Annotated in this window: 14 protein-coding genes and 2 pseudogenes; 14 read left to right on the top strand and 2 right to left on the bottom strand. The window is 54.1% G+C overall.

Annotated features, from left to right (window positions below):
* On the bottom strand, window positions 1–344 hold a 344-nt coding region (locus ON063_RS13295; RefSeq protein ID WP_274665453.1), incomplete at its 3' end, for a hypothetical protein.
* A 167-nt stretch (window positions 345–511) separates the two neighbouring features.
* Between ON063_RS13295 and ON063_RS13290 the strand changes: the two genes are divergently transcribed.
* The 11 genes and pseudogenes from ON063_RS13290 to ON063_RS13240 all read left to right on the top strand — a co-directional run bounded on the left by ON063_RS13290 (window position 512) and on the right by ON063_RS13240 (window position 8,389).
* Window positions 512–1,669 (top strand): DEAD/DEAH box helicase family protein, encoded by a 1,158-nt coding sequence (locus ON063_RS13290; RefSeq protein ID WP_274665452.1) that lies wholly within the window; start codon window positions 512–514, stop codon window positions 1,667–1,669.
* Window positions 1,666–2,334, top strand: coding sequence for a ComF family protein (locus ON063_RS13285; RefSeq protein ID WP_274665451.1), 669 nt, complete (start codon window positions 1,666–1,668; stop codon window positions 2,332–2,334). Before ON063_RS13290 ends, ON063_RS13285 begins: the two co-directional genes overlap by 4 nt.
* 18 nt (window positions 2,335–2,352) lie before the next feature.
* On the top strand, window positions 2,353–2,739 hold the full coding sequence (locus tag ON063_RS13280) for a flagellar protein (protein WP_074033761.1): 387 nt from the start codon (window positions 2,353–2,355) through the stop codon (window positions 2,737–2,739).
* Between the two features lie 23 nt (window positions 2,740–2,762).
* Window positions 2,763–3,014, top strand: a complete 252-nt coding sequence (locus tag ON063_RS13275) for a flagellar biosynthesis anti-sigma factor FlgM (protein WP_274665450.1) — start codon at window positions 2,763–2,765, stop codon at window positions 3,012–3,014.
* 114 nt (window positions 3,015–3,128) lie between these two features.
* Window positions 3,129–3,485: a flagellar export chaperone FlgN gene (gene flgN / locus ON063_RS13270; protein ID WP_274665449.1), complete on the top strand. Its 357-nt coding sequence runs from the start codon at window positions 3,129–3,131 to the stop codon at window positions 3,483–3,485.
* 71 nt (window positions 3,486–3,556) lie between these two features.
* A complete protein-coding gene (gene flgK, locus ON063_RS13265; protein ID WP_274665448.1) occupies window positions 3,557–5,077 on the top strand; it encodes a flagellar hook-associated protein FlgK in 1,521 nt (506 codons plus the stop codon).
* Between the two features lie 6 nt (window positions 5,078–5,083).
* A pseudogene (gene flgL, locus ON063_RS13260) lies at window positions 5,084–5,978 on the top strand (flagellar hook-associated protein FlgL).
* Window positions 5,979–6,005: 27 nt separating this feature from the next.
* Window positions 6,006–6,560 carry a DUF6470 family protein gene (locus ON063_RS13255; RefSeq protein WP_251125723.1) on the top strand — a complete coding sequence of 185 codons (555 nt, stop codon included), beginning with the start codon at window positions 6,006–6,008 and terminating at the stop codon, window positions 6,558–6,560.
* Window positions 6,561–6,575: 15 nt separating this feature from the next.
* Window positions 6,576–7,013: a flagellar assembly protein FliW gene (gene fliW / locus ON063_RS13250; RefSeq protein ID WP_274665447.1), complete on the top strand. Its 438-nt coding sequence runs from the start codon at window positions 6,576–6,578 to the stop codon at window positions 7,011–7,013.
* Window positions 7,013–7,240, top strand: coding sequence for a carbon storage regulator CsrA (gene csrA, locus ON063_RS13245; protein WP_214785909.1), 228 nt, complete (start codon window positions 7,013–7,015; stop codon window positions 7,238–7,240). The genes fliW and csrA overlap by 1 nt, the downstream gene beginning before the upstream one ends.
* 93 nt (window positions 7,241–7,333) lie before the next feature.
* Complete coding sequence (locus ON063_RS13240; RefSeq protein ID WP_274665446.1) at window positions 7,334–8,389, top strand: GGDEF domain-containing protein; 1,056 nt, start codon at window positions 7,334–7,336, stop codon at window positions 8,387–8,389.
* Window positions 8,390–8,445: 56 nt separating this feature from the next.
* Here the strand turns inward: ON063_RS13240 and ON063_RS13235 are convergent.
* Window positions 8,446–9,325, bottom strand: a pseudogene (locus ON063_RS13235) (YitT family protein).
* Between the two features lie 179 nt (window positions 9,326–9,504).
* Between ON063_RS13235 and ON063_RS13230 the strand changes: the two are divergent.
* From ON063_RS13230 to ON063_RS13220, 3 genes are all read left to right on the top strand, one after another.
* Window positions 9,505–10,365 carry a YitT family protein gene (locus ON063_RS13230; RefSeq protein WP_274665445.1) on the top strand — a complete coding sequence of 287 codons (861 nt, stop codon included), beginning with the start codon at window positions 9,505–9,507 and terminating at the stop codon, window positions 10,363–10,365.
* A 131-nt stretch (window positions 10,366–10,496) separates the two neighbouring features.
* Window positions 10,497–10,784, top strand: a complete 288-nt coding sequence (locus tag ON063_RS13225) for a putative quinol monooxygenase (protein WP_274665444.1) — start codon at window positions 10,497–10,499, stop codon at window positions 10,782–10,784.
* Window positions 10,785–10,892: 108 nt separating this feature from the next.
* Window positions 10,893–11,667: DMT family transporter (locus tag ON063_RS13220; protein ID WP_274665443.1), on the top strand; the 775-nt coding region annotated here is incomplete at its 3' end.

Below are 11,667 nucleotides of genomic sequence, written 5' to 3'. Positions count from 1 at the left end.
CGATACGCATCATGGATCCGGTCGAACGTATTCACTCCAGAGGTGACGTTCGCATAATCATTGAACGTGATGTCACCATCCGTCGTAATGTGCAATTCAAAATGTGTGTCGATGCTCGTGTCGGAATCGATGGTGAGGAGATAAAGGTCACTTCCCCACATCATTCTAGTGGCGCTCGTGATTTCGAGAGATTGATCGCGGTGGTGATTCTCGAGATACGTGGCAGCGACTTGGCGAACGAACTGTTCGTCTTTCGGATGACCGAACAAAAAATGAGAGAGCAGTGTGAAGCTACCGTATAAGATCAAACCTATTCCAACCAAAGAACCAATGAATCGTCTCATTCATTCCACGTCCTCACAATTTAGTCTATTTTTCCCATAATCATAACGGATAAAATACGGAAGCGTCATCCGTCAAAAGAACGATTGCGGAAGGGTTTTGTACATCAAGAGGATTCGCACGCACATGTGTGTATTGTTAGCGTGAAAGGAAAAAGGAGCAAAGAGATATGGGGGAGCTCATCGTCGCATCAAATGGGACGCGCGCCATCCGTTTTGGCATCTGCCAACGCTGTCTCAGCACGGACGTCCGAACGTTTACTTGTCATCACGGTTCGTGTGCCTACTGTCGGAACTGTCTTTATCTTGGACGTATCTGCCGATGTGATTTCCTACAAGAACGGGACATCACGACACCACTCGAAACGACCGAATTGACGATGCCGTTCGAGCTCGCACCAGCCCAAATGCGGGTCACAAGTCAGTTACTCACATGGTGGGACGAACGGAAGACCGGTCTCGTCCATGCGGTGTGTGGCGCCGGGAAGACCGAGATGACGTTCCCGGTGATCGAGCAGGTCGTCAATGAAGGGAAGCGGATATTGATCGTGTCCCCGAGGAAAGATGTCGCCATCGAATGGGTCGAACGGCTCGAACAAGCATTCACCGTGCCCGTCACGAGACGGTACGGGGGTGGGGAGAAAGATTTCATCGGGATGATCACGGTGGCGACCGCACCGTTATTATTGAATCTACGAGACGTATTCGATTATGTCCTCATCGATGAGTCCGATGCCTTCCCGTTCGCTTTTGACATGACGTTATGGCGCACCATCTATCGGGTCGGGAAAGGGGTGTTTGTCTTCATCACAGCGACCCCGACCGTATGGCAACAGATGGTTTCGACGGTGCATCTGTCCCGTCGCTATCACGGATTCGATTTGCCGGTGCCGACACTCGTCAAACAGTCGGACGAACGGGTTTTCGACTTCTGTCGACGTCACGCCGCAAAACCGCGTCTCTTGTTCGTGCCGACAAAGCCTCACCTCGAGCGATATCGCAAAACGTTAGAAGAAGCAGGGTTTACATGTCGGACGGTATCGGCCGAGACCGAGGAGCGGACCGACGCGCTTCACGAGCTTCAAGAGACAAAGGGAATCGTCCTCGCGACATCGATCTGGGAGCGGGGGATGACGGTCCGGGACGTGCAGGTCGGGGTGCTTGAGAGCGAACATCGGCTCTTCACGACACGAGGGCTCATCCAAATGGCAGGACGGGCCGGACGAAAGCCGGATGCGCCGACAGGCGAGGTCTGTTTCTTTTATCATGAACGGACGTTTCGGCAAGATCTCGCCATCCGGGCGATCGTGAAGGCGAACAGTCGATGAAATGTCTTCTCTGTCACCAACCGATGACCGTCCCGTGGACACCGGCCACGTTATGGCGACGCGACTGGGTGTGCCCGTCATGTGAGGACGGACTGACGCCGCTCGGGACAGGCTGTCCGCGCTGTGGTCAACCGAACGAGACGGGGGAGACGTGCTCAGATTGCGTCCGCTGGCTCGCGCTCGGCTCTGATTTGACCGTCCGTTGCCTGTACGCCTATGACGAGGCGGGAATCGAGTGGCTACATCGCTTCAAATTCAGTGGCGACGTCGTCATCGCCGCATCGGTCGCACCAAGACTTCGGGCACTGCGAGAACCTGGTGCGACATATGTGCCCGTCCCGCTCAGTGACGAACGACACAGGTCGCGTCGCTTCAATCAAGCGGAGGTGCTCGCACGAAAGGTTGGTCCGACCCGGCAACTGATCGAGAAAACCGAGGTTTCGAGTCAACGCGAACTCGGGAAAGAAGAAAGACGACACCGAACGAATCCTTTCACTGTACCAACTTCAGTGAAATATGGGAAAATCATTCTTGTAGACGACGTTTATACGACAGGGACGACGCTCCATCAGGCGGCATTTTCACTGCGGCAGGCAGGTGCGACAGAAGTTTCTGCGATTTGCTTATTTCGGGCGCTAAACAAATCAAAAACGCGTCCGATATAAAAGGCAGAGGTGAAACCAATGGATGCAGCATCTTGCCAAATGTGCGGACGCTTGTTTATGAAACAAGGTCGCTCGCCTTATTGCCCATCATGTAGTGAAGTCGACTTCCAAAACTTCTTGAAAGTCCGTGACTTCATTCGTGAACCAGAAAACAAATCAACGAACATCGGCGCCCTCGTCGAAGCGACGGGTGTGTCGGAACTTGATATCACGCGATATATCCATGAAGGACGCCTGATCATCAAGGACAACCCGGAACTCCTCGTCGGCTGCGTACGTTGTGGTCAACCAACGAACGAAGGGAAAGTCTGTTCGAACTGCCAGAGAGATATGCAGAAGGAACTGTCTAGTCTACAAGAGAGCTTGACGAAGTCGTCAAGTGCTCGCGCTTATCGTTTGGATTAACATCATGAAGAGGGGGAAGACGCATGCGCATCGATTCAGCCAAGTGGGTACATTTACCGAACACTTATGAAAAGAAAACGCAAGTCGAGCCGAAGCCCGCGCCATCACGCCAAACGGACCAATTGTCAATCTCGGCGGAAGCCCGCGCCCGGTTTGAAGAACCGGTGAAACATCCGGACCGTCTCGCAAAAATCGACGCTTTGAAAGCAGAGATTGATGCGGGCGCGTATTCACGGGACGCGCGTGAAATCGCCAAACGCTTTCTACAAGGATGAATGGAAGCGAGGTCCGTTTGAGGCCTTCGCACTGAATAACACGGCACGGAAGCTGACTAAATAAGGGGTACCCCTTTCTTTAGTCGGCTCTTTTTTTGGAAAAAGGAGAGACTCATGCTCACATTACATAAACGTTTACTCGAATTGGCCTATACAAAAGAACAGCTGCTCGTCCAAAATGACATGGCCGCTTTTAGCGCGCTCGTCAAAGAAGAGGCGAAACTCGTCCGACAAATCTCACAAAAAGAAGCGGAACGACTTCAAGGGACGTATGAATTGGACGATGAAGAGATAGAGAAACTGAGACCGGTCTTGTTCGAGTTGAAGCGTCAGAACGAATTGAACGCATCGCTTCTCGAACAGTCCCTTCGTTATATTACCTGGCACTTGGATATGCTCTTGCCAGAAGCAGATGATTTCACATACGGACAACAGGCGTTTGAAACGCGCTCGTTCAGCCGGGACGTTTAAGGAGGAAGTACAGAATGGGTTCAACATTTATGGGACTAGAGACGGCGCGCCGCTTAAGGAGGAAGTACAGAATGGGTTCAACATTTATGGGACTAGAGACGGCGCGCCGCAGCCTGACGACACACCAATGGGCGTTACAGGCGACGGGGAACAACGTGGCGAACGCCTCAAACCCTGGCTATTCACGCCAACGCCTCACCCTCGGGATGACGGAACAGCTCTCGGTCAACTTCGGTGGCACGAAAGCCGGACAATTCGGGACCGGGGTACGCGGGGAAACGCTCGCCCGGATTCGCGATCTCATGATCGACCAACAGTATCGCGACGAGTCGGTGAAGAACGCGTTCTATGCGACGAAAGAAGCGGCGTTCGGTCGGATGGAGGACATCATCAACGAACCGTCTGAAAACGGCCTCGCCAAGTCGCTCGACTTGTTCTGGGCATCCCTTCAGGACTTGTCGGTCAACCCGGACGATACGGGCGCACGAAGCGTCGTCCGCCAGCGGGCGATGACGCTCACCGAGACGTTCAACTACATGTCTTCGTCGCTGACGAAAGTACAAGACGACTTGAAAGCGGAAGCGGGCGTTGTATCGAAAAAGATCAACGACCTGTTGACGAAGATCAATAACGTGAACCGTCAAATCGGGGACGCGGAACCACTTGGCGTCTTGCCGAACGAACTATATGACGAGCGCGACCGTTACATGGACGAGCTCTCGCAATATATCGAGTTCGAGCGTGTACCTGTCGATTACTTGAACGGGGAGACGCGTGGGAACTCGCAACGTGTCGCAGAAGGACGAATCGACATCCAAATCACCGTGCCAGGAAATCCGAATCCGATCAAATTGGTCGATGGCATCACGGGTGGCGTCGGGGAAATGACCGAGTCGGCGTATCGCGCGGCAGATGCTGCGACATCTGAGACGATGACGCTCCAAGACATGCCGAACGGCAAATTACGAGCACTCGTTGAGATGTACGGAAGCCAATCAGGTCCTGAAGCGGCGGACGGGGCGTATACGAAGATGCTCAAAGACTTAGACGAGATGGCGAGCGTGTTTGCGACGGCATTCAACAATGCACACATGACGAACAAAGATGCATCAGGGACGGACGGGCGAAACGATTTCTTCGTGAATTCAGGAACGAACACGAACACCGACATCAAAGCGTCGAACATCGAAGTGAACGAGACGTTCATGAGTAACCTTGACTTGATCGCCGCTTCAAAAGACGGCAATATCGGGGACGGGAGCGGGGCACTCGAACTCGCGCGTCTGAAAGAGATGGCGCTCAGCTTTGCCGGGTCGGCCAAGACGACGACATCGATCGGGAAGTACTATCAGAACGTCATCGGGAACATGGCGGTCGAGGCGAGCCAGAACGCGAACCTCGCGAAGAGCACGTTCGCCCTTTTGAGTAGCTCGGACCAGCGCCGCCAGTCGGTGAGCGCGGTGTCGCTCGATGAAGAGATGACGATGATGATCCAATATCAACATGCATATAATGCGGCGGCACGGAACATCACGGCCGTCGACGAGATGCTCGACAAAATCATTAACGGCATGGGTGTCGTTGGGAGGTAATGACTGATGCGTGTCACACAGACGATGCTCACACAGACGAACTTGAAACACTTATCGAGTAGCTATAACACGCTCGCCCGCGTCCAGGAACAACTGATCAGCGGGAAGCGGATTCAAAAGGCATCGGAGGACCCGGTCGTCGCGATGCAAGGGATCCGATACCGGACCGAGGTACGGGAAGTCGACCAGTTCCGTCGCAACGTCAGCGAGGCGACGAGCTGGATGGACATGACGGACTCGACCTTGAACGAGGTCACCGAAGCCGTCAAACGGATTCGGGAATTGACGACGCAAGCCGCGAACGACACGTACGAGTCGTCACAGCGCGCAATCATCAAGAGTGAGGTCGACCAGTTGATCGAACATATCGGCTCACTCGCCAACTCGAAGGCGGGCGAGAAGTATATTTATAACGGGACGAAAACAGATCAAGGCGCCAGGGGCGACGCTCGAGTCGATTTATGGAACGGACGGTCCTCCGACGGCGAGCGGGAAAATCGAATTCGAAGTCTCAAAAGGGATCACGATGCAAGTGAACATGCAGCCGGAGACCGTCTTCGGACGTGAGCTATTCGAAGGATTGAAGCAGCTGAGTGGCTTGCTCGCCGATGAGACTACGGGTGGAGCCGATTTATCGGCCCAGCTTGAGACACTTGATACGATTGGACAGAACTTGATCACGGAGCGGTCTGAGCTCGGTGCCCGGGCGAACCGTTTGGAGCTCGTCGACAATCGTCTACAAGACCACGAAATTATCGCGAAGACGATTATGTCCGACAACGAAGACATCGACGTCGAGAAAGTCATCATGGAGTTGAAGTCGCATGAGACGGTACACCGCGCCGCACTCTCGGCCGGGGCTCGGATCATCCAACCGACGCTCCTTGACTTCCTCCGGTAATCGGTCATGAATCTCGCGAGACTTGAGATGCGGCAAACGTTTGCTGCCATCCAGATGACCTCGAACCGACCGGTGCTCGAGATGCGTCAAGGTCGGGCGGACATGTCGATGCAGCAAGGGAAAGCCGAGATGACGCAACAGACGACTCAAGGGAAACTTGAAATCGACTCTTCGGTAGCACGGAGTGAGAGTAACCTGAAAGGGGCGCTCGAACTCGGTAAGTCGTTCGGACAGATGGGGGAACAAGGGGCCCGCGAGGCGATGATGAACATCGCCCGTGAAGGGGACCGCATGATGCGAATCGAGAATGGCAACCCGATTGCCTCGATGGCGGCAGAGAAAGTGAACGACCCGTATCCGATCGTCGAGATGGGCTATATGCCGAAATCGATCGACCGTGTCAAGTTGACGTATACGCCGGCGGATGTGAAAATCGAATGGAATATCACACCGCCACAGATTGATGTATCACTCACACCGGCAGACATCTCGTTCACGCCATGGACGACGGACATTTCTCTCCGTCAACAGGCATCGCTCGAGATGTGGCCGGTCGGTGGGATGTATGATGAAACGCGTTGAAAGTGAGGACAATCCATGTTCATTGAAACAGACTACTTTGGCAAGATTGAAATAAATGAAGCGGAGACGATCTCGTTCGTCAGTGAGATTCCAGGATTCCCGGACTCGAAGACGTTCGTGTTGATTCCATACGGGGAAGAGCTGCCATTTTGGTCGCTCCAGTCGATCGAAGAGAAGGCGTGCGCGTTCGTCGTGACGAATCCGTTCTGGCATAAGGCGGACTATTCGTTCGAACTGTCGGACGGGGCGAAGGACCAGCTCGGGATCGCAGAAGCGGAACACGTCTCTGTCTACTCGATTGTCACGCTTCGTGAGCCGTTCGACGCATCGACGCTCAACTTGAAGGCACCGATCGTCATCGAGACGAAGGAACGTCGCGGGAAGCAAGTCATCTTAGATGATGCCTACCCGGCCCGTTATCCGCTCGGCGGCACGAAGGCGGAGGTGCGCTGATGCTCGTATTGAAACGAAAACAAGGCGAGGCGATCCATATCGGGGACGACGTGACGCTCACGGTGCTCGCCATCGAGGGTGACCAGGTGAAACTCGGCATCGATGCCCCGCGCCATATCGATATCCATCGACATGAAGTGTACATTCAGATGCAAGAAGAGAATGAGTCGGCACGGAACAGTGCCAACTTGATGAAACAAATGATTAAGAAGCAGTCGGAAGCGTGAGCTTTCGACTTTTTTTGTAAATATAGAATGTAAGGGTGACATTTTTCACCTAGTTGGGATAGGATGGAAACGGAAAGGGAAGGAGGCGAATCGATGGGAACGGTCATCAACCAGTTTTTTATTAATATCAGTATCATCTTTTTACTCATGTCGCTCACGTTCTATGTGATGCGGACGCTCTTGCCGATTCAACCGTCCTCCCCGCTGTTCGTCCGTTTTTGGTTCGGGGTATCGAACGGATTGACGGCGATTTTGCTGACCTTAAACGCCATCGAGCTTGGCGATGCGAGGATTGATCTCCGTCTCATCCCGATTGCCTTGTCGGCAACGTACGCCGGACCGTTCGGTGCAGTCGTCACGCTCGCGCTCATCTTTATCGGACGCATGACGCTGCATGGGATGAGTGCACCGTTCGTCGATTCGATTCTCATGTTCGTCGTTTTTTACATCTTTTCGCTTCTCCTCTCTCGTGTCCCGATGCATCGATCACGAGGATATGCCGTCTATGTCGGATTCGGTGCGCTCCTCGTCTTGATTCGTGTGACCGGCAGTGTGGATACGATGGTGTTCGTGAACGTCTTCATCCCGTACTTCCTTATGCTGTCGCTCGGGGCGTGGCTTTGTTACTGGGGGGCGAAGAAGCTCGAGACGCATCTATGGATGTTCCTCCTGCATACGCATCGGGCGACCGTCGATGAATTGACGGGACTCCCGAACCGTTACCGGACGCTCGAACAGATGAACGATTTGGAGATGTCCGGGAAGCCATGGACGTTACTCGTCATCGATGTCGATCACTTCAAGCAGTTGAACGATACATTTGGTCATCTGGCAGGAGACGCCGCGCTCCGACATATCGGTCAGACGCTCGAACGGCACTGTCCGCCGGGCGGGTTCGTCGGTCGTTACGGCGGGGAGGAGTTCTTGCTCGTGATTGAAGGGTGTGAACAGGCGAAAGAAGTGGCCGAATCATTAGTTGAGACGGTGCGCCACACGACGTTCGAATGTCAGGGCGAGGTCATCCCCATGACCGTCTCGATTGGTGCCGCGGTCGCCGGGCACGAACCGAGCATGGTCGTGTTCGAACGAGCGGACGAGGCTTTATATGATGCGAAACGGAATGGACGGGACCAGGTCCGCTTCGCCTAAAAAATCCCCTATAACCGTTGGCGAATGGTGTCCAGCGGTTATAGGGGATTTCACGTTTAGTGAATGTTTTTCTTCTTGAACTGTCCGCCCCGGACGTCGTGAATGTTGCCGATGGCGAGGAACGCTTTCTCGTCATAGTCGTCGAGGATGTCTTTTAATTTCGTCTCCTCGAGTCGGCTGATGACCGTGAAGACGACCTTCTTCCCGTCCCCGGTGTAGGCCCCTTCTCCGTGGAGATACGTCACGCCTCGACCGAGCCGGTCCATGATCGCCTGACCGATTTCTTCCGGTGCGTTCGTGATGATCCACGCCGCCTTCGACTGATCGATCCCTTCCAAGACGACATCAATCGTCTTGAACGCGATAAAATACGTGAGGAGCGAGTACATCGCCCGGTCCCAGCTGAAGACGAAACCGGCCGTCCCGAGGATGAAGATGTTGAAAAACATGACAATTTCTCCGACCGAGAACGGTAATCGGTTCGTGAAGGCGACGGCGAGAATCTCCGTCCCGTCGAGCGACCCACCGGCGCGGATGACGAGCCCGATCCCGGCCCCGAGCAAGAAGCCCCCGAAGACGGTCGACAACAGCAAATCGTCCGTGAACGGCTTGATGTCATGCAAAACAATCGTGAACGCCGACATGAGGAGGATCGCCGTCAACGTGACGACGGCGAACGTCTTCCCGATTTGCCGATAGCCGAAGTAGATGAACGGCAAGTTGAAGAGGACGAGCCAGATGGCGAGTTTTGTCTCCGTCAAATACGACACGATGATCGAGACCCCGACACGCCTCCAGGCCGACCGCGAAGACGAGGGAACCGAGTAGCAAGAGGACGACTTTCGCAAACAGTTCGGACGCCTTGATCGGATTATGTTCGCGCCTTAAGCGCTGCACTTCCTCCGGTGTCGGGGAAGGCATGGGTGTACGCTGCATACGTGGTGCCCCCTTTCCATTTTCTTAAGTATACCAAAACGAGCCGAAACAAAATCCTTTGAGACAGAGAATCTGACATGAATATTCAGAATAGATTGATGATTCCCTGTAAAATATTTCAGTATTATTTTGTGGTAGGCTAAGAAGGTTGTTGAACATGAGAAGGAGGTAAATGCATCATGAAACGAGAGAATAGGGCCTGGTTGATGGGGTTTCAAATCATCATGAACATCATCGGCGGACTCATCGCGGCGTATGGGTTGGAGTCCGTCCTCATCCCGAACAACGTGTCGGACGGGGGCGTCACCGGCATCAGTATCGTCGGGTCGCAGCTAACAGGGTTGCCGCTCGGGATCTTTATCGGGATTCTCAATATCCCGTTCATCTATCTCGGGTATAAACAGATTGGGAAAAGTTTCGCCATCCTTTCCGTCACAGGGATTGCGTCGTTGTCTGTCGGTACGGTGATCATGCACCATGTCCCGACCATCATCGAGGGCGACGCGCTCCTCATCACCGTGGTCGGCGGAATCATCCTCGGGTTCGGGATGGGGATTTCCCTCCGTAACGGGGGTGCGCTTGACGGGATCGATATGCTGGCCGTTCTCTTGTCCCGTAAACTGCCGTTCGGGACGAGTGACTTGATTCTATTTTTGAATACGTTCGTCTTCATCGTCGTCTCGACAGTGTTTGGGTTGCAAGGAGCCGTCTTGTCGGCGATTGCCTACTTCATCGCCTCAAAAGTGATTCATATCGTCGAAGAGGGATTGAGCGGTGCGAAGACGTTCAAGATCATCACGAGTGAACCGAATGAAATGGTCGAGACGATTCGGGACCGTCTCGGGCGGAGCGCCACGTTGAATCAGATTCAAGGTGCATATTCAAAAGAGAGCTATTACGAAATCACCTGCGTCATCAACCGGCTCGAAGAACGAAAGATCAAGGACATCATCGACCAAGTCGACCCGAAAGCGTTCGTTGTCGTGTACGAGGTGACAGAGGTCAAAGGCGGGAATTTCCAAAAACGCGATATTCACTGACGGATGGTCACGTGCCGTCCGTTTTTTTATACATGTGGCGTGAAAACATTCTGTATGTGTGAACCCGTCAGGCAGGAAATCGAACGCAAAAAGTGGAATGAGACGAGGCAAGGGAAAGGGGAGGATGGAGCATGTATGCACTGATCGGAAAGCTCGTCACAAAAGCGGGACAACGGGACCGACTCGTGGCGATTTTATCGGAAGCGGCACGGGAGATGGAGGCGACCTCAGACTGTGAATTGTATCGGGTCCACGTATCGCTTGACGAGGCGGACACGGTGTTCGTCTATGAAGTGTGGCGGAGTGAGGATGCGCATGCGGCGTCGTTGTCGCTTGCTGAAGTGAGGGCGTATATCGATCAGGCGAAGCCCATCCTCGAGCGGATGGAGCGGATCGCGGCGCTCGAACTTCGGACGTGACGGAATCATTGGATCAACAGGCGGATGACCACGTGTCGTCCGTCTTTTTTTTGCAGGAGAAAGAGATGGATACCGAGAACAAGACAGGATTCGGAAAGGAGGGAACGTATGCGTCCACTCATACTCGGAGTCTTCGCGGCCTTATTTTTTGCGAGCACGTTCGTGTTGAACGAAGTGATGCAAGTCGGGGGAGGTAGCTTCGCCTATAGTGCCTCGCTGCGCTTTTTATGGATGATTCCGCTGTTGATGCTCGTCGTCACCTTACGTGGTGGACTCAAGCGGGTCATCTCGGCGCTTAAAGACAATCCGCGTCCGTGGATCGTCTGGGGGACGGTCGGGTTCGGGTTCTTTTACGTTCCCATCTGTCTCGCGGCCGAGGTCGCACCTCCTTGGCTCATCGCGGGCACGTGGCAAGTGACGATCGTTGCCGGGGCACTGTTGTCACCACTCTTTAAAAAAACGGACGGGTCACGCGAACAGATCCCGTGGCGAGGGCTTCGGTTCTCGAGTCTGATTTTGATCGGGGTCGTCTTGATGCAAGTCGAGTTCTTCGAGTCGTTCGAGCCTCGTTTCCTATGGCTCGGCGTCATCCCGGTCGTCATTGCAGCTTTTGCGTATCCACTCGGCAACCGCAAGATGATGCAACAGACGGACCTCGACGTGTTCGAACGCATCCTCGGCATGTGTCTCGGGTCGCTCCCTGTCTGGTTCTTGTTGTTCGGGTACGGGTTGACGACGGGTCGTCCCTCATCGAGCCAGCTCGGACAGACGTTCCTCGTCGCCTTGTTGTCAGGGATTGTCGCGACCGTCCTGTTTTTCAAGGCGACGGACCTCGTCAAGCACGACATGGGGAAACTGGCGTCCGTCGAGGCGACACAGGCGC

The sequence above is a fragment of the Exiguobacterium sp. B2(2022) genome, from assembly GCF_028823655.1.
GTDB lineage: Bacteria > Bacillota > Bacilli > Exiguobacteriales > Exiguobacteriaceae > Exiguobacterium > Exiguobacterium aestuarii_A.
This window is presented reverse-complemented; position numbering and strand designations above follow the sequence as displayed.